The sequence below is a fragment of the Neobacillus notoginsengisoli genome (assembly GCF_003515685.1).
Classification (GTDB): domain Bacteria; phylum Bacillota; class Bacilli; order Bacillales; family Cytobacillaceae; genus Bacillus_D; species Bacillus_D notoginsengisoli.
The window spans coordinates 1-24,756 of the sequence record NZ_QWEG01000024.1 but is presented as its reverse complement, the minus strand read 5'-3'; the positions used below and the strand labels follow the sequence as shown (position 1 = coordinate 24,756).

Below are 24,756 nucleotides of genomic sequence, written 5' to 3'. Positions count from 1 at the left end.
ACCTCTACCACTCTTTTTCCCTGAAATAAAAAAACATAAACTAAGAGCCGGAGAAAGTGTTCCGGCTCTTGTTTACTGCTTAGCGGTTGAGTAGGCTTCCGACGTATCGGAGCAATTCGTTGGCAGAGGTTGAATTATATCCGTGTTCATCGATCAATCTGGCCACGACATTGTTTATTTTCTTCAGCTGCTGTTCATCAGGAGTTTTAGAAGAGGTCGTGATTTTTACTACATCCTTCAGGTCGGCAAACAGCTTTTTCTGGATGGCTTCACGGAGTCGGTCATGGGAATTGTAATCAAACCGCTTCCCTTTCCGAGCGTAGGCAGAAATGCGGATGAGCACTTCTTCCCGGAACGCTTTTTTCGCATTTTCGGAAATGCCAATTTGCTCCTCAATTGACCTCATCAGTTTTTCATCCGGCGAAATTTCTTCTCCTGTCAGAGGGTCACGAAGCTTCGCCTTGTTGCAGTATGCTTCAACATTATCGAGATAGTTATCCATGAGCGTCTTTGCGGACTCTTCATATGAATAGACAAATGCTTTTTGGACTTCTTTTTTGGCAATCGTATCATACTCTTTCCGGGCGAGGGAAATATAGTTCAAATACCTCTCCCTCAATTCAGCTGTTATTGAAGGATGCTGATCCAAACCGTCTTTTAGTGAGCGAAGCACATCCAACGCATTGATGGAGGCGATCTCTTTACGGATAATTGTGGACGATATCCGATTAATGACATAGCGCGGATCTATTCCGCTCATACCTTCATCCTGGTACTCCTTCTTCATCTCGTCAACATCAGCCTGATTATAGCCCTCAACATTTTCTCCGTCATACAGCCTCATTTTTTTAACTAGATCAATATCCCCTTTTTTCGGTTCCTTCAGCCTTGTCAGGATTGTAAACATTGCGGCCACCCTTAACGTGTGCGGGGCAATATGCACATTGGCCACATCACTTTCCCGAATCATCTTTTCATAAATTCGCTCTTCCTGGGAAACCTTCAGGTTATACGGAATTGGCATCACAATGATTCTGGAATGAAGCGCTTCATTCTTTTTATTCGAAATGAACGAACGGTATTCCGTTTCGTTCGTGTGCGCGATAATGAGCTCGTCAGCGCTGATCAAGGCGAACCTTCCAGCCTTGAAGTTGCCTTCCTGTGTGAGTGAAAGCAGATGCCAAAGGAACTTTTCATCGCATTTGAGCATTTCCTGAAACTCCATCATCCCCCGGTTCGCCTTGTTTAATTCACCATCGAACCGGTAGGCGCGCGGGTCGGATTCTGAACCGTATTCAGCAATCGTCGAAAAATCAATGCTTCCTGTCAAGTCGGCAATATCCTGTGACTTCGGGTCTGACGGGCTGAATGTGCCAATCCCAATCCGCCTGTCCTCTGAGAAGAAAATCCTTTCAACGAGGACATCCTCTATTCTCCCGCCGTACTCCTGCTCCAGGCGCATCATGTTCAGCGGGGACAGATTGCCTTCAACCCTAATTCCATATTCATCAAAGAAATCCTTACGGAGATAATGGGGAATGAGATGAAGCGGATCCTCGTGCATCGGGCAGCCCTTTATCGCAAAAACAGCCCCTCTGTCTGTATGGGAATAGGCTTCAAGCCCCCTTTTCAGCATGGTGACAAGCGTTGATTTACCGCCGCTGACCGGCCCCATTAACAGCAAGATCCGTTTCCTGACATCGAGTCTTTTTGCAGCTGGATGGAAATATTCTTCGACTAGCCTTTCAAGTGCTTCTTCAAGCCCAAAGAGTTGCTGATTGAAAAACTCGTATGTCTTTTTGCCCTTTTCCTTTATAATCCCGGCTTCCTTGACCATATTATAAACCCTTGAATGCGCGGACTGGGCAACCCATGGCCTCTCTTTCAACAATTGCAGGTATTCACCGAAAGTCCCTTCCCAACGCAGTTTTTCTTCCTCTTGTCTGTACATTTCAATTTTTCTCAAAATATCCATAAACTATAGGCCTCCCCCTGTCGCTAAAAATCAGAGACGATTACTATACTCTATGCGGACACTGATTTGAACATGCAAACAGCCGAACAGGAAAAATATGTGTAAAGTCCATGTACAAAAATTTCAAGTATATTCATTTCCAGATTGCTTAGGTTAGGCTATAATAAATGTGTATGTCAAATCCAATGGATTTTTTCGGGCAAAGGGGGCTTATATAACATGCGTTTGCTATTAATATTAGGTGTTTCCGCTGCATTCCTCGCAGCCATCTTCACGTCCGGATTCAATGATAAGCCGGGATCGAACAGTAAATAATGTTTCATGCAAAAAAGCTGCCGTGTAGGGCAGCTTTTTTACGTTTCAATTATCGTTTATTCAACTTGATTTTCTTAATGAACTCCTTCATATACATACGGCTCTTCTTCTCAAGCATCCCTGAAATCTGGCTGGACCAAGTATCACGTCTCTTTCCCCCGGTCCGCTCCTCATAGTACGCCGATATTTGCTTGTCATACTCGTCAATTTGCTGTAAATAAGTATGCTGATCCTGCTTATAGCCTTCTTCATGGTAAATATGGCTGAACGGTAAACGCGGTTTCGTTCCGGGATCCTGATCAGGAAACCCGACGGCCATCCCGAATAACGGGATGACTCTTTCAGGTGTTGACAGGATTTCCTGGACTTTATCCAAGTTATTTCGCAGCCCGCCAATGTAGCAAATACCCAAGCCCATTGACTCCGCGGCAACCGCCGCATTTTGCGCAGCGAGCGCGGCATCTATGATTGAGACCATAAACTTTTCCGTGCTTTCAATCGACTCGAGGACATCCCTGTTCTCCCGCTCCCCAATCATTGTGTGCCTGTATAAATCGGCACAGAATACAAAGAAATGACCGTTATGGGCGACATAATCCTGTTTCCCTACGATGGCTGCAAGCCTTTGTTTCTTCTCCGGGTCTTTTACTCCAATGATTGAATATGCCTGGATAAAGCTTGATGTTGAAGCCGCCTGCGCACATTCAACAATCGTCCGGATTTGCCTATCTGATAGGCGCCTGTCCTGAAATTTTCGAATTGACCTGTGCTTTAGAATCGTTTCAATCGTTTCATTCATGCAAATCGCTCCCTTGCTGCATTTTATTCTGGAACTGGGATACAATCAAAGCTTACGAAAAAAGCCTGCATGGCAGGCTTTACATCAATCCAGGAAAGTCTTGCTGCCTCAATGCTTCATAAACAAGAATCGCTGCGGTATTCGAGAGATTGAGTGAACGAATATGCTCATTCATCGGCAGACGCAGACACCGCTCTCTATTTGTTTCAATCACTTCTTTTGGCAAGCCTGTTGTTTCCTTGCCAAAAATAAAATAATAGTCCTTATCCGGATCGCTGTAATCAAACGATGAATACGGTTTATCCCCGAACTTCGTTATATAATAGCATTCCCCGCCCGAAACCGCCTCATAAAAGTCCTCAAGGGAATCATGATAGACCAGCTTTACATGTTCCCAGTAATCAAGGCCTGCCCGTTTCAGCTGTTTATCATCCGTCGAGAATCCTAGCGGACGGATTAGATGAAGCCACGCTCCAGTCCCGGCACACGTCCTAGAAATATTCCCTGTATTTGCCGGAATCAGCGGTTGGTATAACACAACATGTACTGCCAAGATGTTCACCCTCTAATCATTTCGAACAAAATTCAATCAATATCATTTTTACAAAGCATTAATCAACTCTAAAACTCCACTCCGTTATTATACCATTCGGGACGTCCCTTACAACCTCCCATGGCTGTCATCCACGATTGTGTAAAACTTATATTTGATCTTTGGAGTATAAGCCGAGGAGTCGGTATATTCCCAGTACCGCATCCGGCTGTTGTATGTGTGTGCATTTACAAGCGGCATCCGGTTGGCATCTTTGGCAACGACAATCGTATTATGGTCAAAGCGGCCGTCCCCCTGGAAGTCATAGCAAATGACATCTCCGGGAATCAGCTGGTCTGCACTGCCTACTTCCCTGGTCCGTAGGCCTGTTTTCGAACTGGCGAGGTACCAGCGCAGTGAATTTGCCACTGCCCAACTGTAGCTGTAGTTATTGCCCCTCATCCACCAGCCCTTCCCGCGATTTGGATGGCCGTGCATTGGCGCTCCTCCGGTATAAAGGCATTGGGAGATATAGTTCGTACAATCCACTTCGAACTTTTTGAAAGCGGGATTGTACGAGTTCCACCATCTTTCGGCATACTGGACAGCTTTCCTGCGGTCATAATGAAAAGCTAAACGCATTTCGCCTTCAAGCTCTGGCAAGGACAAGTCGCCTGAAAAAGCAGCTTCAAACTGTGAGGGCACCACTTCATAATCTTCAACCAGCACCTCTTCATAAAAACGCGCCTCCCGAACCTCTACCTCTTCCTCTAAATAAAAATGTTCCTTCTGTTTAATTAAATGCTGAAAGTGGACCTCGTACAGGACCGCCTGCCAATCATCCTTTTTTTGCTGTCTTACAATCCTTCCTCTCGCATACGTTTTTACGATCGAAGCCCCCCGGTCGGAGCAAGCCCGGGTTTTCCGTTCATCCTTTTCATCCGAATACCTGGCCTCCCCACCATCTGAAACAAATTCCTTTATTCTTTTTTCAAGCAGTTCCTCCAGTGCCTTTCGCATTTCGCCGCCCCCTTTTCTTCCATACATATGATAAGTCGGCGGCCTTTAGGCAAAAAAAGAAGGATAGCGCTGGGCCATCCTCCTCTATTTGATCATTTCAATGCCTTTTTTAATTTCTGTAAGCACTTCTTCATCGTTTTCTTCAGCGAGAGCCTTTTGCAAAATGAATGCTGATTCGCTTCCGCCAATTTTGCCTAGCGCCCAGGCCGCTGTTCCCCGCATAACCGGACGGGGATCTTTTCGAATGAGATTCTCGAGCTCGCTAACCGCAGTGTCGTCCTTAAAATGTGCTAGAGCGATAATCGCGTTTCGCTGAATCGGCTTTTTGCCTCGCCAAGAACCTGCCACCTTGCCAAAGCGCTCCTTGAATTCCCGGTTACTTAGGGAAAGAATCGGCTTCAATAGCGGCTTGGCAACCTCAGGATCAGGTTCCATTTCCTCATGGAAGTGAAAGTCCCGGCCTTTGTTCATAGGGCAGGCAGTCTGGCACGAATCACAACCATAAATGCGGTTACCGATTTTCTCCCTGAATTCTTCGGGAATAAAATCTTTTGTTTGTGTCAAAAAGGAGATGCACCGCTGCGCATTCAACTGGCCGCCTTGGACAAGAGCACCGGTTGGACAAGCATCGAGACACTTCCGGCAAGAGCCGCATTGATCCTCCAACGGTGTATCCGGCTCAAACGGGATGCTTGTAATCATCTCGCCAAGGTACACATAGGAACCGAATTCCGGAGTGATGATTGAGCAGTTTTTCCCGCTCCAGCCAATGCCCGCCCTTTCCGCTACCGCCCGGTCGGCAAGTTCACCGGTGTCGACCATGGACTTTAGCCGGGCTCCGGGAACCTTCTCTAAAATGAACTCTTCCAGCTTGGCCAATTTTGCCCGAAGGATGTGGTGATAATCAAGCCCCCATGATGCCCGGCAAAAAATGCCTCTGCGTTCACCTTTTTTACTCACGACTCGCTCGTTCATTTTTGAAGGATAGGCAAGCGCGATGGCAATGATGGATCGAGGTTTCTCCATTAGGAGTTCCGGGTTTGTCCGTTTTTCAATATCCGGCTCCTCAAAACCCGACTGGTAGCCAAGCTCCTGTTGGCGGATCAGCCTGTTTTTCAGCTCACCGAACGGTTCAGCCGCCGTAAAACCGATTTTGTCGATTCCAATTGTTTTACTGTAGGCAATAACCTCTTCTCTTAACTGGCGATAATCCAAATCCGATACCTCCTTTCTATATTGGATGATCTATTGAAAGTCCATTAATTTCAATCTCCTCAACATTATATGATAAACTATTTCCAGGTGAATTTGGAGGTGTATTACTTGGAAATCCATATTTCAAGCGAACTTTCAGAGCTTATTCCAGGTTTTAAGCTCGGAATCATTCATTACAATAACATAGTTGTCAGTGACTCGCCGCAAATGTTAAAAGGAAGGCTGCAACTATTCCAGGAGTCACTGTTCTTTGATTTGGAAGACAAGAATGTGACGGAATTCGAGGGTATAAGCGAGTGGCGCTCTGTATTTAAAACGACCGGCAAGGACCCGAACCGCTATCGGCATTCCGCCGAAGCCCTCTACCGCCGCGTCCGGAAGCAGAATTACCTCCCATCCATCCAAAGCGCGATAGACCTGAATAATTTTTTCTCACTACAATATCAGGTGCCGATCGGCGTTTATGATACGGATAAACTAGAAGGGGACATAACAGTAAGGATTGGCACGGGCGAGGAGGAGTACCGAGGATTGAACGGAAGAATGAACTCTTTGCAAAACTTGATTGTGTCAGCGGACGGTTCGGGGCCTTTTGGCAGCCCATTCGTCGATTCCGACAGGGCACCGGTAACACTAGAAACGCGCAACGCGCTGCAAATCATCTACCATCGTCCTTCCTTAAGCTGTGAGGAAGCTGAGAAAATGACAAAGTCACTCAGGGACATGTTTATTCAGGTCCATGGCGGGGAAGGCTCTAGTGCTGTCATCGGCTGCTAATCCGCACTGTATCATGAAACTATTAAAAAACGCAATGCCTCGTCTTTGCGAAACACTGCGTTAGTAACAATTTTATGGAGCGGGTGATGGGAATCGAACCCACGACATCAGCTTGGAAGGCTGGAGTTTTACCATTAAACTACACCCGCACAGTAGAATTTTGGCGGAATTTGTCGAAAGGTTTTTAAATGACAATATCTATTCTATCTTTGGTACCCCGGCTTGTCAATACTATTTTGTCAAAAAAAGCGTTCCTAACCTTTAAGGAACGCTTTTGTATTCTATTTACTCTTGATTTCCTTCAATATGGAAATCATCCGCTCATTTTGCTCAATAATTGTATCATTTTGTTTTCTTAACCGGGCAAAATCAAACAAAAATACAAATAAAATGACCATTACCAATATCTCCATACTTCCCCCGCTCCTCTTGTGTGCCTGGATAAATTATTTCCTCATCGATTGTTCACCCAGCCACTTGTACTCTTATTTCATTTTCTGCCGGTATAAATCAACTGACTTATACCCTTGCGATAAGATCTCAACCATTTGCTCCTGGCGCTTTCCGCGTGTTTTCTTTTGCTTAGCGGAAAAAATATAGCGGGCCCAGTCCCTTTGATAGCCTGGGGTTAGTTCCTTGTATGATTTGAGTTCATTAGGATAGTCAGTTAATAACTCTTCAATATCTTTAACATTTTCCTCATAATCTCCAACACACTGGCTTGCCGTCGTTGACTTTTGAGCTTTCTTCTTTTCCCGCTTTAATCCCACAACTGTAAATACATCATCCATACTGACCATCCGTGAAAATTTCAATTCGCTGTTCTCCACATACCCATCCTCATCAACTTTCAATGCCGGAAAGATTTCATCGCGATGTACGTATGTTTTATATCGTTTATTCCCTTTTTTCGGATAGGCGAAAAATAAGTATCCTTTTTCAAGTAACTGCTGCTCTTTGATTATTCTCTTTGTTTGATTAACCATTTCATCTATCGTTTCTACAAATACGAAAATGGCGTCATGTTCTCCTGTCAATTCCGTTTTAGATCCATCAAATATATGATAATCACTCGGTTGATAAAGAACTGCCAAATTCTTATACTTGTCCAATTTCAATTTATTAATAATCGTCATGATGTGACTCCTTTATTTTTGTTATCACCATTTTTTCAAAACATTACTCCTTCATTGACTTGGCTATACTTATACCTTAAACTTCATTTAATTCTAACACAAAATAATTCTTGAATTGAAAGGAGAATGAAAATGAGTTCAGAACTCCATTCTAAAGCGAACCATTCACTTAAAGAGATAGCAGTCTCTTTCCTTCAGCTCGTAGCATCAGGCAAAGTCCGTGAGGCGTACCAGACTTACATATCATCTGATTTTTCCCACCATAACCCGTATTTCCGTGGGGATGCAGAATCGCTTATGCTCGCTATGGAAGAAAGCCAAGTCCAAAATCCAAATAAGGTGCTTGACGTCAAGCGTGCGATACAAGATGAAAATATCGTTGTGGTTCACTCCCATGTGCAGCAAAATCCTGAAGAACTTGGAGGGGCTGTAGTACATATTTTTCGTTTCAAAGAGGACAAAATCATTGAATTATGGGATGTGGGCCAGCCAATACCGGAAGATTCGCCAAATGAAAACGGGATGTTTTAATATTTCAGCCATATAAATAAAGGCCGATTGGTCAATTCGATTCTTTTTGAACAATCGGCCTTCTATATTGTAGATGGTCTCTTTTATACTAAATTAAAAGTTTTTCTCGATATACCGTTCTTCCTCTTCCGGGCTTAAAATACCAGTTGCCCTTCCAATCGTTCCGCCTTTTAAATCCCAAATAGCATTATGGTCCTCGTTTGCTTGAGTAAAGTCACCTTCTTTCCAGCGATATAGGATATCCAGATACAATTCCGCATGTACATATTGCCCTCGTTTGTTTTCAATGATGCCAATCAGCTGGTCCACCCTTTCCTCCGTTAATTGGAGGCTTCCCCATTTCTCATCGGCTTTCACTTTTTGATGACTCATAAAGTGGATGGCATCCTGGACAGCATATTCACTCATATTTTCTGTAAAAAGCTTCTCGTCGTTGACTTGCCCCCGGCTGTTTACATAGGAATCTCTTTTACTTTCAACTTTATTTTTTAAATGTTCACCGATTGGATTATCCAGTGTATTATTTGGCAGCAGTTGAGGCCAGACCAAAACGGCAGTTACGCCAGCCGCCAATAAAAAGATAAAGAGAACCAATATGACTTTAGTTTTTCTGGCTTTTCTTTTTCGCTGCACATGCTTCCCTCCACCCTTTGGTATATCTGTAAACCTGGTTTAAATAAATGTTTCTATAAAATAGTTAATTCTCCTTCCATAAAACTCACATAAAATGAAATACGGTCAAAAGTTGGAAAGGTTTCCAGTTCTTTAGTCTAGATTACATATAAGTATGGATACAAAAAAGGCCCTAGATCAATCTGTTAGGGTCTTTTTGTATGGTTCCGGCGGTTGGGATCGAACCGACAATCTTATCATTTTTCTGAAGATTCTTTATTAACTACTGCAAATTTATGATTATATTAGTAAAATAGTAATAACATTTAAGATTAGAAATAGTAGATTGAAGGCTTGTTCAATATTTTAAATTGATTTGTATTAGGAGCGATCGTAATGGTTCATATTGTAGATTTAGTTCAGTCACAAGTTATTGCATCCGTGAAAGAGGAGGCGGATATTGATAAAGCAATCAACAGCAAGGCGAACATTGTGTTTCTCTTAACTGGGAATTTAATTAATATGAAGGACTATGTTGACCGTTTGCGAAAAGCAAACAAACAGATTTTTATCCATATTGACTTTATTGAGGGAATATCTAATACAAAGAGTGCGATTCAATTCATCGCCTATACATGGAAGCCTACTGGAATAATAACAACAAAGAGTTCACTTATTAAGTACGCAAAAGAAGTAAAGCTGATGACGATTCAACGGATTTTCCTCATTGATGGTGCTGCCATTTCAAAGGGGATTGAAATGAGTCTTTCTTGCAAACCTGATGCTATCGAAGTATTGCCGGGACTAATGCCGACTATTATTGATCGATTAACGAGAGCGGTGAATATTCCAGTTATTGCCGGGGGATTAATTAGTTCAAAACAAGATATTTTACAAGGGCTTGAAGTTGGGGCCTTAGCAATTTCGTCTGGAAATCCTGCATTGTGGAATTTTGATTTATGATGAAGTAAACATCATATAAAGTCTAAAGATGCAAAAAAAGTGAGGCAGACCTGCTTTCGCTAGACTGCCTCTCCTTAACCCGCTATTTCAGTGCTATAAATATGATTGATTTTTGATATTTCATCATAAATTTCTGATGTTGACATTTTATGGCTGGCTCTTACCTTTAAATCAACAAGAAAAGAGCCATCCAGTAAATCTTTAATTCTGACATTTTCAATCTTTATGTGATCTTCCTCTATTTTTCTAATCACTTCTCCGATAAACGCCCTATCCTTTAAAATTACCTTTAAGGTAAACTCTTTTGAACTAAATTTCCAAAACCCAAGCAAACCGACGACATTGGGAATAAGCTCGACGCTAATGATGATGAGTACCACTCCCATAATCGCCTCAATATAAAAGCCGGCTCCACAGGCAATTCCAATTCCCGCTGCTCCCCACACCATCGCTGCTGTAGTGATACCTGTTATCGTGTCATCCTCTCTCCGTAAAATAACCCCAGCACCCAAAAATCCAATCCCAGAGACAATTTGCGCTGCCAAGCGGAGAGGATCCATTTGAATGTTAATAAACTCTGATCCTGGGAATAAATAGGCAGATTGAATTGACACAATCGTTAACAAGCAGCTTACAATGGAAATAACTAAACTTGTTTTTAATCCGAATGGCTTCCTTTTTAATTCACGTTCCAGACCTATGCCCAATCCCAAGACTGCTGAAATCAGGAGTTTCATTAGCATTTCTATATCGATTGATTGAAGTATCGTTTGAAATACCCCTTCCTTTACTACCATATTCCTACTATCTATTATGACATTTTGAGTTTCCTTTATAAGTTTACAATCTCCTTAATACTTTCAAGAACATATTTGGGTTTATAAGAAGCATCCTTTACCATATCGGCTGTCGTAATTCCTGTTAGCACAAGAACTGTATTCAACCCATTTTCAACCCCCATTCGAATATCCGTTTCTAACCGATCACCGACCATGTAGCATTGTTCCGGCTTTAACTCAAGAATTTCATTGACAACGAACTCTGCTGTTAATCGCGATGGTTTTCCAATAATAGAATCAATCGGCTGCCCTGTAGCCCCTTCCAAAGCACCAATCATTGCACCGCAATCGGGGATTTGTCCTCCCCCGTAAACTGGACAAGTTCGATCCGGATTCGTTGCCAAGATTATTGCCTTATTCAACCAGGCTTGATAGGCAGCATTCAGTTTTTCATAATTGAACTGACGATCCCATCCTAACACTACGTAGGTTGCTTGATTAGGATCATTGGTTAGTTTTATATGTTCCTCCTTTAGCTCTTCAAATAACGCCTCTTCACCAATAACTAACGCCGCATCCTCCTCTTTCATATATTCCTTCAAGTATTTCACAGTTATATAATTCGAATTAACAACTTCATCTAGAGAAACGTTGATTCCTAGTTTGTTAAGCTTGTTCACATAGTCATAACGGGTAGCAATGGACTTGTTTGTTAAGAAAATGACTTTATGACCTCTTTCTCTTAATTTTTTAATAGCTTCAACCGCCCCATCAATCACTTGGTCATCTAAATAGACCGTTCCATCTAAATCAAAAATAAATCCCTTAATCATCATGACATCCTCCACGAATATTATTATGCAAATTAACGAGAGTTCAAACTCAACACGGACGTTTAACACAGCCAGGATAAAAATAAAATCCCAGCTATAATAAACCTCGAAAGGTTTAAAATAGCCGGGATTTCTCCTCATCTCTTCCCCATGCACAATTATTATTAATATGACGTAACGCGACGAAATAGGTTAAAAATAATTAAACACCAAGTAAACCTTTTAAATCAACATGAGATTTATTTGCAAAATCCAATGACTTCATTTCGAAATTTACAAAATAACTGGTGTTTTCCTCTTTTATCAATTGAATAACTGGATCAAATGGAATTTCTCCATCTCCAATCGCTAAATGCTCATCTGTTAATCCGTGATTATCATTAAGATGAAAGACCTTAATATAAGGTTTAAGAGCCAGCAACTCTTGATGAAAGCTGCTTCTGTTAGACAAAAAGGCATGGCCCGTATCAAAACATATCCCAACCTTCTCTTTGTCTAAGCCATCAATAATTGCCAACAAATCAGAGCTGTTTGTGCCAATTTCATTTTTATACGGTGGTACATTTTCCAAGATTAACATTGCCTGATCTGGCAAATCACTGCATTTTTGCTGAAAGTACTTTTGGATATTTTCTAATCCCCGCTTATGGTTATTTGACCTTCCAGGATGAAAGAGAATATAATCACTTTCGAAAAAATCCACAAGTTCCATGCACTGCCCCCACACCTCATCTGCTTTTAATCCAGCAGCGACATCATCGCTTGCAGGATTAAATTTTGTAATGGGAGCATGAAAATGGATTGAGGCTCCATACTCATTTAATAAGCTGCGAAGGTTTTTTCGTTTTTCATTACTCCACGAAAGCATTTCGTAGCCATGGCCTTCACACATGATTTCGATCGCTTTCCAACCATTTCCTAAAATTATTTGAATGGCTTCTTCAATCTGCAAGTCAATTAAATTATAAGATGACACAACACTTTTCATTATTATCCCTCAGTCATTTATCAATCTTTTACTTTATTCCGGAATGCATAAAACTGCTAATGAATTGTTTTTGGAAAATAAAGAATGCCAACAGCATCGGAAAGATAACAAGAAGTGTCGCTGCCGTTACAACTCCCCATTGGGCGCCAGTTTCAAATGATTTTGCAAAAATGGACAATCCCACCGTTAATGGACGGTTTTCTACTGAATTGGTGACAATCAATGGCCAAAGGAAATTGCTCCATTGGTGGCTTACCGAAATTAACCCGAATGCAACAAAGGTTGGCCGCGCTAAAGGAACATACACATGCCAAATGATTTGTAGAAGGTTGCATCCATCCATCCTCGACGCTTCCTCAAGCTCATAAGGAATCCCTTTAAAGGTTTGCCGCAACAGAAAAATACCGAAGGCTGAAGCAAAATAAGGAAGCATGATGCCAAGTTTAGTATCAACAAAGCCCAGGCTGGCAATAATGCTGTAGTTTGGGAAGATCAATACGTCTACCGGAATCATAATCTGGACAAGCACCAACATGAAAACGATATTTTTTCCCCTGAATTCCAACCTGGCAAACGCATAGGCGGCCAGGGTAGCCGTAAATAATTGAACGGCTAAAACGCCAATGACGATGATCGTCGTATTTAAATAATATTGTCCAAAGGGAGCTGACTCCCATGCGCCTTTAAAATTATCTAATGTAAAGGACATTGAAAGTAGATTTGTAGCCTCACTCCCGGGCTTAAATGCTGTCAGGACTAACCAAAAAAGAGGAATCGCCCATAAAATTGCAAGAAAGTAAGTTGAAAATGTGACAAGCCTCTGCATTTTTGGGCCTCCTTAATTGTAATGGATTTTTTTATCAACCGAGAAAAACTGGATGGAAGATATGATAACCAATAATACGAGCATAACCAGTGTTAATGTTGCCGCCATTCCATAATCCATAAACTTAAAGGCATTTTCATAAATATAGTAGAGTAATAAATTGCTTGCATTATCAGGGCCGCCTTGTGTCATCACAACTAAATGATCGACTAGTTTAAATGCATTTGTAATAGCGATGATCATAACAAACAGTGTTGTTGGCATTATTAACGGGAACGTTATTTTTCTAAACCGGTACCATCCCGATGCCCCATCAATCATTGATGCCTCATACAACTCTCGCGGAACATTCTGCAGGCCAGCCAGGTAAAATATCATGAAAAAGCCGGCTTCTTTCCAGATTAGCATGACCATCATGCCCAACAAAACAGTATTTGAATGACCTAGAACATTTACATTTTCAATGCCAAAGACAGATAAAACCTTGCTTAACATTCCATACTCAGGCGTATAAATAAACAACCAAATATTTGCGGCAGCAATAATTGGAATAACAACAGGATAGAAGAAAAAAGTTTTCACAATCCCATTCCAAAAAATTGAGCGGTTAATCAGGATTGCCATCAACAGACCTAACCCAACCCCTACAGGTACTGTACCAATCGCAAATATTATATTATTCTTTAATACCTTCCAAAAGATCTCATCTTCCATCATGCGTGAAAAGTTATCAAATCCCACAAAAAAGGGAGTGGAAACTCCCATTTCACTATTATAAAAACTTAGGTACACTGTTTTAACAATTGGGTAAAAGGTAAACAGCACGAGGAATATGAGAGATGGAAGGAGAAGAATCCACGGTGTTAGTTTATGTGTAATACTGGTGCTTCTTCTCATTTCCTATCTCCTCAGTTCTTATTTTTTATATGGTTTTAGAACTTGGTCAGCTTCTTCCTGCGCTTTCTTCAATGCCTCTTTCGCACTGGCTTTGCCTGTAATGGCTGCCTGGATATTATCGTTAATAATCTTATAGACTTTTCCGTTGTTATGCGTTGATAATTCAGCAGAGGCATGCTCAAGCTGATCTCTTGCCACGACTGCCTGAGGGAATGATTCAACATATTCCTTCATTACATCCGTCTCATAGGCGGCTTTACTTGTTGCAACATAGCCTGTGTCGATACTCCACTGGGCCGCACGCTCCGGCTGGGTTGCCCAATCAATGAATTTCCAGGCTGCCTCTTTCTTTTCCTTAGAAATATCTTTGAAGATATAGAAGTTTCCACCGCCAGTTGGACTACCATAGTTTTTGCCAGCCGGCAGGAAGGCCACGCCAAAGTCGAATTTCGCGTTGTTTTTAATATTCGTCAGATTCCCGGTTGTATGGTAAAGCATTGCAGTGTTGCCTTCCAGGAAATCCGAAGGCGCTGTTGCCCAATCAATGACCCCATTAGGGCTTATTTTATGTTTCTGGGCCAAGTTCATCATAAATTGAAGTGCTTCTTCATTTTCAGGTGTGTCAAAGTAAACTTTCTTCCCGTCATCACTCATGAGATTTTTACCATTTTGCAGTGCGAGTGCCTGAAACATCCAATATTGGAAGTTAGTCGATGGGATTTCCACGCCAGCCTTCATACCGGAATCCACTAACTTCTTGCCATACTCCACGAGCTCGTCCCAATTTTTAGGCGGCTGTTCTTTATCCAAGCCTGCTTTTGCAAATGCATCCTTGTTGTAATAAAGAACAATCGTGCTTCTTTGAAAAGGGAGTGAATATGTCTTTCCATCAGTTTGCGAGTTCTCCATAAATGCAGGATAGAAGCTGTCAGCCTTTTTTGAAGCGCTTCCAGTAAAGAACTCATCTAACGGAGTAATGGCCTTCATATCCAATAAAGTATAAAGTTCCGTAGAAAGAAGTACTGCAAGATCGGGGGATGTTTTCCCCTGGATGGCTGTTTGAACCTTCGTCATTGTTTCATCATAGGTTCCCGTATAAACAGGCTTAATCACAATATCAGGATTTTCCTTTGTAAAATCCTCAGCCATTTTTTCAATAATTTTAGTTAATGGTCCACCAACCGCAATCGGGAAGTACCATGTCAATTCAACCTTTTCCCCTTTTTTTGTGTCGGAAGCGGAGTTGGATTTTTGATTACATCCTGCAGCTACAAAAATCAGAAGCATAAAAGTAATCCCAACTAAAAGTATTTTTTTCATCGTTTTATCCCCCTTTTTATGACAACATTTGCAAACATTATTTACTTCCACACGTTTGGTAAAAAAACCTCCTTTATTTTGAGAAAGTAGAAAAGAACCCCAAAAATCATAGGTTAAGAAAACATGATAGTTTCTCAACCAATGAATTTTTAGGGGTTCTCCTAGTCTCCACCCGATTCAATTACTAAAATATTTCGTATATTTAAAAAAATTATATCCAGTAGCTAATAGAATGTCAATACTGGGTTTGTAAAGTTTAATAACTTTTACACTTTAATAACGGTTTTTTATTCGCCTTTACTGTTCTTTCGCTCTTCCTTAATAATATCCTTATCATCCTTCATTAATGTTTTTAAGTCGATCTTAAGCATGCGATCCATTGGATAGGTAGTAGTATATCGATACTTATTCGCCCCAGACTCAAACAGGACATAGAGCTCCCTTCCAACGACAACTATACCCTCCGGCATTGGAATCGCCTCAATACTTTCACGAGGTTTCGATCCGGCTCCGTCCAAAAACCATAGCGGCACCTCTTTTCCGCCAACACTAACCGTACCATGCGCCGCCTCCTTTAAAGGATGTTCATAGCGGTATAAAACACTGTCATTCGCTCTACCGTAAGAAGTGCTTAATGTTATTCCCTTTTTTTGGACAATGGCTCCTTGAACCTTTTCTGTTGTTGATAACACATAATCAGGAATCGCCGGTTCGTCCAATTTTCCGGACCATTGCTTTTTGGATAGCATATCATTGCTTGATTGCAGGTCAAAACCAATCATCCAAGCATAATGGGTAATTCCTTTGCGATTCACCAAATGATGTGATGGATCGGTTGGATACGATTTTTCCTCATAAAACTCTCCAATCCAAAGAATCCCCTCATCATATACGTTATAGGCGGCATTTACCGGAACTGGAATTTGATTAATAAACTGTATTTCATCATTGCTTTTTGCTTTTACTAGATCGCTAAGCTTAAATTGGAACAAATAGTTCTCTGACGCAATCCAGCCATGCTCCTTACTGACAGTTAGCCCTCCCGCATGCCCCGTATATGGTGAACCATCAGTGTTATACAAGGTAACAGATTTGAGCAATTTACCTGTTGTTGCATTCGTTACAGTTAACGTTCCCGGTCTCCCATCATCCAAATAATTGATTGTTAGAACCCAATCCTCTTTCTTGTAATAAGCAATCCCTTGCGGAACTAAATCTTGAACCAATCCTGGAATGATTGGTCCATCTTCACTTATGTCCCATAACCCTTGATATTTTGGATCCCTTAGATTAGGCGTTCTCTCCTCTTGCGTAATCAATTGATGAGCAGGCCTAACAGTTATTGGCGCTGATTTTCGGGATATATTCCCAGAAATATCTTCTACAGCCATTTCCAATACGACATCCTTATTACCCATAAGCAAAGATAGCGTATATTCCTGTTTAGAAGGAAGTACTGAAAACTCCAGTATTCCATCCTTATAAATATGGTAGCGGTAAATATCATCTTCTTCATTTAGATCCCACATTACCCGCACCTCACCATGTCCTGCTTCTGCCCTTATATTTGCCGGCCCAAACGGAGGAACTTCGTCAGCAATTGTTCTTGGTGGCGCCTGATTTTCCTCAACCCAGCCTGGAGTCGACTTATGATGTCCAGCCAACGTTTCCATTGTAATGCTTCCATCTTTCGGGTAAGAAAAAACAATCGAGTTTCCAAGTGATACTAAATCACCAGAATAATTAGCTTTAACTACTTCCACACCTTGTGGGTTTAAGATTGTCACTGTTTGTGTGCCGCTATTTACTAATCCACCGATATTCTCAAGGATCGTCAAACGTGCATCATCTACATATTTGCTTTTGTAGGAAGAAAAATAATAATGATTGAAGGCAAGTGATGGTATAGGCGCAATTTCTTGCCTTCTTGTCCAAAAAACATGACTGTCCCAGGAATCAATGATTAATGTGTCCGTAATTTCCATATTCCAATTGCCGGACTTTATTCGATATCCTTTTAAATCAACTTGTTGGGCACTATTATTAAATACCTCAATATACTCGAATGCATCATAGCCAGCGTAATTGTCGGTATCAGGAACTGCTTCGGTAATAAGGAGTTGGGGGATAGGTACCGTTTCACTCGGACCTGCAATTAATGGGGACGACTTAACCGATTCATTGCCTGCAAAGTCAAAGGCCGTTACCTCAAAAGTGTATTCCCTCCCTAATTTTAAGGGTGAAACGGTGGTACTGTTCGTTTCGGATGTTCCATAAACCGTTCCATTTATATACAGACTGTAGCCGGCTAAATCTTTTTCACTGTTTTTATTCCAGCTTAGAGTTACATAATCTTTTCCACTTACCGATATTAGTCCTGTCGGCGGTGCTGGCGCCTCTGTATCGACTATTTCCTGTGGAGTGGTTTTGACAGCTGGACTGCTTGGCGATTCATTTCCTTCACTGTCGATGGATGTTATCCTAAATTCATAAACTTGGCCATTTATTAATCCTTCAATCGTATAGGAGGTTCCATCCGAAACCGTCTTTAATTCTGAGCTGGGAGATACATATATTTTATACGCTACAGCACCCTCTATAGCTTCCCAACTCAATAGGACTGCTTGGTTCTTCGGGGCAGCAGTTATCTCCGAAGGTGCGGCTGGTCCATTGTACTGAGTTGGGATCACTGTTCCCGGTGTGGCCTGGCTATTATTTTCAATTTTGGCCATCTCGGCAGAATTAGCTATTTGATAGATGACACTTCTGTTTGTAAAGCCGTCCGCGCCACCTTCGTTAATAAGGGCTGTACTGATTGGAACGCCATCCACTCCTGCAATTCCAACCTTTCTCAACGCGCTGTCATGAAGCCCTTGTGCTGAAGAGGTCAACTTCACTTCGTACACTTGGTCTTTTGTCAATAGCACATTATAGTTGGTGTTGAATTCCCAAAGCGGTACATTGGGGTCATCATATTTTTTCAGCCAAAGGACCATTGTGTCTTTTGCTTTGATGGTTTTATTTGTAATTTGCCAGCGATTGGCCGGATTTGACATGTTAGACGTAAAATACTGAAGCTGATACTTTTCCAGGTTAATATCATTGGAAGTCGTGTTATAAATTTCAACATACTCGTAGGGCTGGCCCTCACCATCCGATTTGACGACAATTTCCGTGATGACAAGGGCTGGTGCGGCCCCGGTTTCGGAAGCTTTCGTTTTAGCAACAAATAAAAAAGATATATTCCCTGCTGCCAATAAAACTGCCACTGCATAAATTAACCACTTGTGAAGCTTGTTCCCCATTTTGTTACCTCCCTTTATTAAATATATAGAAAACCTGGCAGTTGCTCGCATGTTGAACATCAGCGAAGCCGAAGCTGTCTATCATAACCTCATGAACAGATGGATTCAAATAATCACAAAAAGAAAAACCTATGCCAATAACAGTATTACAAAACGTAATACATGTTAATGTACATAGGCTTCTCTCATTCTCTGCCCATTCAAATTTCCGTTAAACTATTCATAATATTATGGTAAAACAAACAAATTAGCAATATTAATTTTTATGATTAATCTAATAATGAAAATTATTAAATGCCTAAAAAATCCCTCCTGCTAGACAAAAAGGATTCAACCTAGTCGCCTACACAGGAGGGATAGACCGCTTGTACGGTTACCGATGTTATTTTCTATTAATCTTTAAATGTTGTTTTCCTTATTAACAAGAATCATCAGAGGGGGTGACACATGCATTCAAATCCCTTTCAACCGCCCCTATGTACCGGTTGATCTCCTCTCCAGTCCATTGAAAGCGGGCTGCCATGTAAGCGACGACTTGCTTCTTCCATTTTTGAACAGATTGAATATCAAACAATAGCGCCCCTGTCCGCCGGTTCAGGAAATCAATTGGCGTAGCTGCCATTTCGTACTCAATCGCATATATAAGACGTGCAAATAACTCCAGCGGGATTTCATAATTTATTGCATCTTCTCTGTTTGTGGCTAACAGATCGAATACACATTGTATATTGGACCCGTATGACTTCACCAATTTTTCCGCTTCTTCCTTTGAAAGTCCGAGCTTCATTCCCTTTTGCAGATACTTTGCCACAAAGCCGGCAAAATTTTTCGAACCGCCTATGTCCCCCCCAGAGATTGGCAAATGTTTAGTTTGGCAGGCAGGATATGTTATCCCATTTTCCAAACGAAATTTTTGGGCCAATAAATCAACAACAAGTTCCGCCATTTTTCGATAGCCGGTCAATTTTCCGCCCGCAATGGTAATTAACCCCGAATTTGATTCCCATATTTCATCTTTTCTAGAAATTTCCGAGGCGCTTTTACCTTCCTCATAAATGAGTGGGCGCAACCCGGCCCAACTGGATTCAATATCATCTTTACGAATATTTACATCAGGAAACATATAATTAATGGCTTTGATAATGTAATCACGATCGCTTACTGTCATGGCCGGGTTAACCGCATCCTCCTTATAGAAAGTATCAGTCGTCCCAACATATGTTTTTCCATTCCGGGGAATCGCAAAAACCATTCGACCATCAGGGGTATCAAAATAGATGGCTTGTTTCAAAGGAAAACGGGTTTGATTTATGACAAGGTGAACTCCTTTTGAAAGCTGTAGGGTTTTTTCTGTCTTCGAATGATCCATTTCCCGGATTGTGTCCACCCATGGACCGGCCGCGTTAATAATTTTATTTGCCCTGACTGTATATTCTTCACCGGTTAATTTGTCCTTAATCAGAACCCCGGCAGCTTTTCCACCTTCATATACAAGCTTAATGACCTTGGAATAATTAAGGGCAATGGCTCCTTTTTCCCATGCTGCCTTCATTACTTCAATTGTTAATCTAGCATCATCAGTTCGATATTCCACATAATAGCCGCCGCCCTTAAGCCCTGTTTTTTTAAGAAGGGGCTCCTTCTCCAATGTTTCTTCAGCAGAAAGCATCAACCGCCTTTCCGTTTTTCTAACACCCGCAAGAAAATCATAGACTATTAGCCCAATGGATGTAGTAAATCTCCCGAACGTCCCTCCCGTATGAATAGGCAGCAGCATCCACTCCGGGGTGGTGACGTGCGGGCCGTTTTCATAAACAATCTCCCTTTCCTTTCCAACTTCAGCAACCATTTTTACTTCAAATTGTTTTAAATAGCGAAGTCCACCGTGAACTAATTTAGTTGATCGGCTGGAGGTCCCTGCCGAAAAATCCTGCATCTCGACAAGGGCAACTTTCATCCCTCTTGTCTGGGCATCAAGAGCAATACCTGCGCCAGTAATCCCTCCACCGATAATCAAAACATCGTAATGCTCATTTTTTAACTGATTGATGATTTCGTCCCGATGCAGGTTAGAAAACTTCATTTCAATAATTCCCTCCTAAATAAAGAAAATCCTTTTTATGATATGAAAGTAAGTTCAGGAAAAATAAAAAGAGACCATAAATAACATTACCGCTTACGGTAATGCTTTCTATGGTCTCTCCGATTTCTCCCGACGAATTATTCACTTTCTGGTATTATATCACACAAAGTATGGATGATACCTATGTTTTTTTACATAACTATGTATTCTTTATAAACTGGTTGAGGGCCGTACATCGACTCTATTGCTACTATTTATATAAGCAAAGACAAAAAGCAGCTAAATTTTTTATTTACCTTGAAACTGTTACACTAATTAATGGAGCACATAGTATTCTAAGCAAATGAGTACGATTGAAAAATTTTGAAATAATAAGTATTACGTAAAAAATGATGGAGGAGTCATGTTTATATGAAAAAATTTATTAATGCGAATATATATGGAAACCCAGAATCTCATGAAATACTAGTAGAAAATGGGCAATTTAAGGCAATAGGTAATGATTTAGGCAACGCCGATGAAGTGATTGATCTAGAAGGCCGATTGGTATTGCCACCATATGTCGACCCTCATTTACACTTGGATTACATCTTTTCGGGGCTCGGAGAAGGAAATGCCAATGTTTCAGGTACGTTATTTGAAGGGATCCAGCGTTGGAGTGATAACAAGAAATCATTGACGAAAGAATTAGTAAGAGAACGTGCAATTAAAGGGATTCAAAAAGAAATGAGCCATGGGGTTCAATTTATTCGTACTCATGTAGATATTACCGACCCTAATCTAACAGGGATGAAAGCTTTACTTAAATTGCGTGAAGAATTGAAAGACGTCGTTACATTGCAGCTTGTCGCATTTCCTCAGGAAGGATTCTTTCGATTTAAAGGTGCGGAACAGCTAATGGAAGAAGCACTTAAGATGGGGGCTGACGTAGTTGGAGGAATCCCTCACTTTGAAATTTCATATGAGCATGGTGTTGAATCATTAAAGCGTATTGTAGACATGGCAATAAAGTATAACGTCATGATTGATATTCACTGTGATGAGAACGATGATCCAAATAGCAGATTTTTAGAAGTATTAAATGCGCTTGTTATGGAAAAAGACTATGGTGAATACACAACAGCTAGTCATACAACAAGCTTTGGTTCGGTAGAAAACAGTTATGCGAATAAAATGTTAGGTTTATTTAGAGAATCAAAAATTAACTTTATTTCATGCCCAACTGAAAATGCACATTTACAAGGGCGTGGTGACAGTTATCCGAAACGCCGTGGCCTAACACGAGTGAAAGAGTTATTAGATAACGGCAATAACGTTGCGTTTGCGCAAGATTCCATTGCGGATTACTGGTATCCGTTAGGGAATGGGAATATGATGAACATTTTAGATAACGGGATCCATTTAGCCCACTATACCCATATTGATGAAATCAATATGGCATTTGACTTGATTACCTATAACGGTGCAAACATTATGAGAGTAAACGATAAGTATGGCATCGAAGCGGGAAAGCCAGCTAACATGATCGTTTTAGATGCAAAAGATGCATATGAAGCCATTCGTGAACGTGCAGAAGTGCTTGCATCCATTCGGAATGGAGAATATCTGTTTAAACGCGAGCCACGAAAAAATGAAATAGAAATAGATTTCTTAAAACAATCATAAGTTCTTTAATATCTTTTAAAGAGAACCCGTTATAATAAGGTCCACCACCTTTTCATTTAAAACCATGACAGACAAAATCTTTTTGATAAGAATAATTTAACTCCAGCACAACATTTCTCGAATGCTTTTCCAGAACAGGACACAAAGAAAAAAGGACTGTGAGTTTAGTAAAAATACTAAGCACACAGTCCTTTATGAAAAGCTATTTTTAGATCCAAATTGATACCGGTGGTCGGGATCGAACCGACACTCCTCACGGAACACGATTTTGAGTCGTGCGCGTCTGCCAATTCCGCCACACCGGCATAAGAATGAATTGGACTTTATGGAGGCGGCAACCGGATTCGAACCGGTGAATAAAGGTTTTGCAGACCTTTGCCTTACCACTTGGCTATGCCGCCGGTATAATGGAGCGGAAGACGGGATTCGAACCCGCGACCCCCACCTTGGCAAGGTGGTGTTCTACCACTGAACTACTTCCGCAAATTGGCTGGGCTAGCAGGATTCGAACCTACGAATGACGGAGTCAAAGTCCGTTGCCTTACCGCTTGGCTATAGCCCAATATTTTTTTTATAAAGAATGGGGCGATCGAGGGGAATCGAACCCCCGAATGCCAGAGCCACAATCTGGTGTGTTAACCACTTCACCACGACCGCCACAAAAATAAAATTTGGCAGGGGTAGTAGGAATCGAACCCACACCAAAGGTTTTGGAGACCTTCGTTCTACCTTTAAACTATACCCCTGCAAAGAATGGTGGTGGGGGACGGATTCGAACCGCCGAACCCTGAGGGAGCGGATTTACAGTCCGCCGCGTTTAGCCACTTCGCTACCCCACCAGAAAAATGGTGCCGGCTAGAGGACTTGAACCCCCAACCTACTGATTACAAGTCAGTTGCTCTACCAATTGAGCTAAACCGGCATACTAAAATGGCTCAGGACGGAATCGAACCGCCGACACAAGGATTTTCAGTCCTTTGCTCTACCGACTGAGCTACTGAGCCATTAAATGGCGGTCTGGACGGGACTCGAACCCGCGACCTCCTGCGTGACAGGCAGGCATTCTAACCAACTGAACTACCAGACCAATTGCGGGGGCAGGATTTGAACCTGCGACCTTCGGGTTATGAGCCCGACGAGCTACCGGACTGCTCCACCCCGCGACAATAAAATGAAAAACTATGGTGGAGGATGACGGGATCGAACCGCCGACCCTCTGCTTGTAAGGCAGATGCTCTCCCAGCTGAGCTAATCCTCCAAAATGGTGACCCCTACGGGATTCGAACCCGTGTTACCGCCGTGAAAGGGCGGTGTCTTAACCGCTTGACCAAGGGGCCAATATAAAATTATGTAAATGGCGGAGAGCAAGGGATTTGAACCCTTGATACGCGGTTAGCGTATACACGATTTCCAATCGTGCTCCTTCGGCCACTCGGACAGCTCTCCACATTGGCTCCGCAGGTAGGATTCGAACCTACGACCGATCGGTTAACAGCCGATTGCTCTACCACTGAGCTACTGCGGAATAGTTTTCATAGATTATACTCCAAATTTGCATTTGTGTCCCCGCCTCAGTTAGCCCATACAAGAAGCAACTCGGCGTGTACAACTCGCAGCTTATTCGTGGAAGTGATGCTCGTCTCTACCACTGAGCTACTGCGGAATAAATCAAAGCCCGGCAGCGTCCTACTCTCACAGGGGCAAGGCCCCAACTACCATCGGCGCTGAGAAGCTTAACTTCCGTGTTCGGGATGGGAACGGGTGTGGCCTTCTCGCCATAACTGCCAGACAATGAATCAGACATATACTATTATAATGCCTTTTTAGGTTTTTTCAAGGGTAAATTTCATTCCCTCAAAACTGGATAATGCGAGAAGAAGTTCGAAGAACGAATGATCAAATATATTTGTCTAGCTACAGCGTCCAGCGCCTAGTGTACTTCGCTCTTCTCCCTACGATAAGTCAACATCGAATCGCTCACGCTCTTCGTGTTTCCTTTATCTCAGTCGAAGCGCTCCAGTCCATACGCCGCTAAACGGACACTTCCGCTTTTCTATTTGGTTAAGTCCTCGATCGATTAGTATCAGTCAGCTCCACGCGTCGCCGCGCTTCCACCTCTGACCTATCAACCTGATCGTCTTTCAGGGATCTTACCAGCTTAATGCTGTGGGAAATCTCATCTTGA

General features: G+C 41.9%; 20 protein-coding genes, 16 tRNA genes and 2 rRNA genes. 4 read left to right on the top strand and 34 right to left on the bottom strand.

What is annotated here, in order from left to right; all coding sequences use genetic code 11:
• Positions 1–79: 79 nt before the first annotated feature.
• From D1B31_RS22605 to queG, 5 genes are all read right to left on the bottom strand, one after another.
• A complete protein-coding gene (locus D1B31_RS22605; RefSeq protein ID WP_118924736.1) occupies positions 80–1,975 on the bottom strand; it encodes a PrkA family serine protein kinase in 1,896 nt (631 codons plus the stop codon).
• Positions 1,976–2,339: 364 nt separating this feature from the next.
• Positions 2,340–3,089, bottom strand: coding sequence for an oxygen-insensitive NADPH nitroreductase (gene nfsA, locus D1B31_RS22600; RefSeq protein WP_118924734.1), 750 nt, complete (start codon positions 3,087–3,089; stop codon positions 2,340–2,342).
• A 79-nt stretch (positions 3,090–3,168) separates the two neighbouring features.
• The gene (gene trmL, locus D1B31_RS22595; protein ID WP_192894821.1) at positions 3,169–3,651 is read right to left on the bottom strand and encodes a tRNA (uridine(34)/cytosine(34)/5-carboxymethylaminomethyluridine(34)-2'-O)-methyltransferase TrmL; all 483 of its coding nucleotides are present in this window, start codon (positions 3,649–3,651) and stop codon (positions 3,169–3,171) included.
• Positions 3,652–3,750: 99 nt separating this feature from the next.
• Positions 3,751–4,641 carry an amidase domain-containing protein gene (locus D1B31_RS22590; protein ID WP_118924730.1) on the bottom strand — a complete coding sequence of 297 codons (891 nt, stop codon included), beginning with the start codon at positions 4,639–4,641 and terminating at the stop codon, positions 3,751–3,753.
• A gap of 84 nt (positions 4,642–4,725) precedes the next feature.
• Complete coding sequence (queG, locus tag D1B31_RS22585) at positions 4,726–5,856, bottom strand: tRNA epoxyqueuosine(34) reductase QueG (protein WP_118924728.1); 1,131 nt, start codon at positions 5,854–5,856, stop codon at positions 4,726–4,728.
• 108 nt (positions 5,857–5,964) lie between these two features.
• Here queG and D1B31_RS22580 point away from each other — a divergent pair, with 108 nt between their 5' ends.
• Positions 5,965–6,633, top strand: a complete 669-nt coding sequence (locus D1B31_RS22580; protein ID WP_118924726.1) for a B3/B4 domain-containing protein — start codon at positions 5,965–5,967, stop codon at positions 6,631–6,633.
• 75 nt (positions 6,634–6,708) lie between these two features.
• Here the strand turns inward: D1B31_RS22580 and D1B31_RS22575 are convergent.
• The 3 genes from D1B31_RS22575 to D1B31_RS22570 form a co-directional block, all read right to left on the bottom strand.
• Positions 6,709–6,782: transfer RNA gene (locus D1B31_RS22575), tRNA-Gly, on the bottom strand.
• Positions 6,783–6,914: 132 nt separating this feature from the next.
• Entirely contained in the window at positions 6,915–7,046 is a 132-nt protein-coding gene (locus tag D1B31_RS25095) for a hypothetical protein (RefSeq protein ID WP_275670741.1), read from the bottom strand.
• Between the two features lie 72 nt (positions 7,047–7,118).
• Positions 7,119–7,769, bottom strand: coding sequence for a YdeI/OmpD-associated family protein (locus D1B31_RS22570; RefSeq protein ID WP_118924724.1), 651 nt, complete (start codon positions 7,767–7,769; stop codon positions 7,119–7,121).
• A gap of 132 nt (positions 7,770–7,901) precedes the next feature.
• Here D1B31_RS22570 and D1B31_RS22565 point away from each other — a divergent pair, with 132 nt between their 5' ends.
• Positions 7,902–8,300, top strand: coding sequence for a nuclear transport factor 2 family protein (locus tag D1B31_RS22565; RefSeq protein WP_118924722.1), 399 nt, complete (start codon positions 7,902–7,904; stop codon positions 8,298–8,300).
• Positions 8,301–8,393: 93 nt separating this feature from the next.
• On the opposite strand, the gene D1B31_RS22560 is transcribed toward D1B31_RS22565, so the two are convergent.
• On the bottom strand, positions 8,394–8,933 hold the full coding sequence (locus D1B31_RS22560) for a DUF6241 domain-containing protein (RefSeq protein ID WP_118924720.1): 540 nt from the start codon (positions 8,931–8,933) through the stop codon (positions 8,394–8,396).
• A 375-nt stretch (positions 8,934–9,308) separates the two neighbouring features.
• On the opposite strand from D1B31_RS22560, the gene D1B31_RS22555 reads away from it, so the two are divergent.
• Positions 9,309–9,875, top strand: coding sequence for a glycerol-3-phosphate responsive antiterminator (locus D1B31_RS22555; protein WP_118924718.1), 567 nt, complete (start codon positions 9,309–9,311; stop codon positions 9,873–9,875).
• Positions 9,876–9,949: 74 nt separating this feature from the next.
• Here D1B31_RS22555 and D1B31_RS22550 read toward each other — a convergent pair whose 3' ends face one another.
• The 8 genes from D1B31_RS22550 to D1B31_RS22515 all read right to left on the bottom strand — a co-directional run bounded on the left by D1B31_RS22550 (position 9,950) and on the right by D1B31_RS22515 (position 20,906).
• Positions 9,950–10,672, bottom strand: coding sequence for an MgtC/SapB family protein (locus D1B31_RS22550; RefSeq protein ID WP_118924716.1), 723 nt, complete (start codon positions 10,670–10,672; stop codon positions 9,950–9,952).
• A gap of 35 nt (positions 10,673–10,707) precedes the next feature.
• Positions 10,708–11,490: an HAD-IIA family hydrolase gene (locus tag D1B31_RS22545; protein WP_338036502.1), complete on the bottom strand. Its 783-nt coding sequence runs from the start codon at positions 11,488–11,490 to the stop codon at positions 10,708–10,710.
• 199 nt (positions 11,491–11,689) lie between these two features.
• Positions 11,690–12,475, bottom strand: coding sequence for a sugar phosphate isomerase/epimerase family protein (locus tag D1B31_RS22540; RefSeq protein ID WP_118924714.1), 786 nt, complete (start codon positions 12,473–12,475; stop codon positions 11,690–11,692).
• Between the two features lie 28 nt (positions 12,476–12,503).
• Positions 12,504–13,301, bottom strand: coding sequence for a carbohydrate ABC transporter permease (locus tag D1B31_RS22535; RefSeq protein ID WP_118924712.1), 798 nt, complete (start codon positions 13,299–13,301; stop codon positions 12,504–12,506).
• Positions 13,302–13,313: 12 nt separating this feature from the next.
• On the bottom strand, positions 13,314–14,198 hold the full coding sequence (locus D1B31_RS22530; protein WP_118924710.1) for a carbohydrate ABC transporter permease: 885 nt from the start codon (positions 14,196–14,198) through the stop codon (positions 13,314–13,316).
• An 18-nt stretch (positions 14,199–14,216) separates the two neighbouring features.
• Positions 14,217–15,518: an ABC transporter substrate-binding protein gene (locus D1B31_RS22525; protein WP_118924709.1), complete on the bottom strand. Its 1,302-nt coding sequence runs from the start codon at positions 15,516–15,518 to the stop codon at positions 14,217–14,219.
• Positions 15,519–15,805: 287 nt separating this feature from the next.
• Positions 15,806–18,823 (bottom strand): fibronectin type III domain-containing protein, encoded by a 3,018-nt coding sequence (locus D1B31_RS22520; RefSeq protein WP_158587654.1) that lies wholly within the window; start codon positions 18,821–18,823, stop codon positions 15,806–15,808.
• Positions 18,824–19,241: 418 nt separating this feature from the next.
• The gene (locus D1B31_RS22515; protein WP_118924704.1) at positions 19,242–20,906 is read right to left on the bottom strand and encodes a glycerol-3-phosphate dehydrogenase/oxidase; all 1,665 of its coding nucleotides are present in this window, start codon (positions 20,904–20,906) and stop codon (positions 19,242–19,244) included.
• A gap of 411 nt (positions 20,907–21,317) precedes the next feature.
• On the opposite strand from D1B31_RS22515, the gene D1B31_RS22510 reads away from it, so the two are divergent.
• On the top strand, positions 21,318–22,571 hold the full coding sequence (locus tag D1B31_RS22510; protein WP_118924702.1) for an amidohydrolase family protein: 1,254 nt from the start codon (positions 21,318–21,320) through the stop codon (positions 22,569–22,571).
• Positions 22,572–22,794: 223 nt separating this feature from the next.
• On the opposite strand, the gene D1B31_RS22505 is transcribed toward D1B31_RS22510, so the two are convergent.
• From D1B31_RS22505 to D1B31_RS22425, 17 genes are all read right to left on the bottom strand, one after another.
• Positions 22,795–22,876: transfer RNA gene (locus D1B31_RS22505), tRNA-Leu, on the bottom strand.
• A 21-nt stretch (positions 22,877–22,897) separates the two neighbouring features.
• Positions 22,898–22,972 (bottom strand) — tRNA-Cys (locus tag D1B31_RS22500).
• Positions 22,973–22,979: 7 nt separating this feature from the next.
• Positions 22,980–23,054, bottom strand: a tRNA-Gly gene (locus D1B31_RS22495).
• Positions 23,055–23,058: 4 nt separating this feature from the next.
• Positions 23,059–23,133, bottom strand: a tRNA-Gln gene (locus tag D1B31_RS22490).
• A 19-nt stretch (positions 23,134–23,152) separates the two neighbouring features.
• Positions 23,153–23,228 (bottom strand) — tRNA-His (locus D1B31_RS22485).
• A gap of 15 nt (positions 23,229–23,243) precedes the next feature.
• Positions 23,244–23,317, bottom strand: a tRNA-Trp gene (locus tag D1B31_RS22480).
• A gap of 8 nt (positions 23,318–23,325) precedes the next feature.
• Positions 23,326–23,410, bottom strand: a tRNA-Tyr gene (locus D1B31_RS22475).
• A gap of 7 nt (positions 23,411–23,417) precedes the next feature.
• Positions 23,418–23,493, bottom strand: a tRNA-Thr gene (locus D1B31_RS22470).
• Positions 23,494–23,502: 9 nt separating this feature from the next.
• Positions 23,503–23,575 (bottom strand) — tRNA-Phe (locus D1B31_RS22465).
• Positions 23,576–23,581: 6 nt separating this feature from the next.
• Positions 23,582–23,658: transfer RNA gene (locus D1B31_RS22460), tRNA-Asp, on the bottom strand.
• A 2-nt stretch (positions 23,659–23,660) separates the two neighbouring features.
• Positions 23,661–23,734, bottom strand: a tRNA-Met gene (locus D1B31_RS22455).
• Between the two features lie 19 nt (positions 23,735–23,753).
• Positions 23,754–23,829: transfer RNA gene (locus tag D1B31_RS22450), tRNA-Val, on the bottom strand.
• A 4-nt stretch (positions 23,830–23,833) separates the two neighbouring features.
• Positions 23,834–23,908, bottom strand: a tRNA-Glu gene (locus D1B31_RS22445).
• Between the two features lie 18 nt (positions 23,909–23,926).
• A tRNA-Ser gene (locus tag D1B31_RS22440) sits at positions 23,927–24,017 on the bottom strand.
• Between the two features lie 4 nt (positions 24,018–24,021).
• Positions 24,022–24,096 (bottom strand) — tRNA-Asn (locus tag D1B31_RS22435).
• A gap of 148 nt (positions 24,097–24,244) precedes the next feature.
• Positions 24,245–24,360: ribosomal RNA gene (gene rrf / locus D1B31_RS22430) — 5S ribosomal RNA — on the bottom strand.
• A 268-nt stretch (positions 24,361–24,628) separates the two neighbouring features.
• Positions 24,629–24,756 (bottom strand): 23S ribosomal RNA (locus D1B31_RS22425); the annotation flags it as partial.

Bases quoted from the DNA above. Each gene is read 5' to 3' on its own strand.
- D1B31_RS22540 (WP_118924714.1), bottom strand. From the start codon at position 12,475: ATGAAAAGTGTTGTGTCATCTTATAATTTAATTGACTTGCAGATTGAA.
- D1B31_RS22605 (WP_118924736.1), bottom strand. From the start codon at position 1,975: ATGGATATTTTGAGAAAAATTGAAATGTACAGACAAGAGGAAGAAAAA.
- D1B31_RS22510 (WP_118924702.1), top strand. From the start codon at position 21,318: ATGAAAAAATTTATTAATGCGAATATATATGGAAACCCAGAATCTCAT.
- D1B31_RS22565 (WP_118924722.1), top strand. From the start codon at position 7,902: ATGAGTTCAGAACTCCATTCTAAAGCGAACCATTCACTTAAAGAGATA.
- D1B31_RS22525 (WP_118924709.1), bottom strand. From the start codon at position 15,518: ATGAAAAAAATACTTTTAGTTGGGATTACTTTTATGCTTCTGATTTTT.
- D1B31_RS22570 (WP_118924724.1), bottom strand. From the start codon at position 7,769: ATGACGATTATTAATAAATTGAAATTGGACAAGTATAAGAATTTGGCA.
- D1B31_RS22520 (WP_158587654.1), bottom strand. From the start codon at position 18,823: ATGGGGAACAAGCTTCACAAGTGGTTAATTTATGCAGTGGCAGTTTTA.
- D1B31_RS22550 (WP_118924716.1), bottom strand. From the start codon at position 10,672: ATGGTAGTAAAGGAAGGGGTATTTCAAACGATACTTCAATCAATCGAT.
- D1B31_RS22535 (WP_118924712.1), bottom strand. From the start codon at position 13,301: ATGCAGAGGCTTGTCACATTTTCAACTTACTTTCTTGCAATTTTATGG.
- D1B31_RS22590 (WP_118924730.1), bottom strand. From the start codon at position 4,641: ATGCGAAAGGCACTGGAGGAACTGCTTGAAAAAAGAATAAAGGAATTT.
- D1B31_RS22555 (WP_118924718.1), top strand. From the start codon at position 9,309: ATGGTTCATATTGTAGATTTAGTTCAGTCACAAGTTATTGCATCCGTG.
- D1B31_RS22515 (WP_118924704.1), bottom strand. From the start codon at position 20,906: ATGAAGTTTTCTAACCTGCATCGGGACGAAATCATCAATCAGTTAAAA.
- D1B31_RS25095 (WP_275670741.1), bottom strand. From the start codon at position 7,046: ATGGAGATATTGGTAATGGTCATTTTATTTGTATTTTTGTTTGATTTT.
- D1B31_RS22530 (WP_118924710.1), bottom strand. From the start codon at position 14,198: ATGAGAAGAAGCACCAGTATTACACATAAACTAACACCGTGGATTCTT.
- D1B31_RS22545 (WP_338036502.1), bottom strand. From the start codon at position 11,490: ATGATGATTAAGGGATTTATTTTTGATTTAGATGGAACGGTCTATTTA.
- nfsA (WP_118924734.1), bottom strand. From the start codon at position 3,089: ATGAATGAAACGATTGAAACGATTCTAAAGCACAGGTCAATTCGAAAA.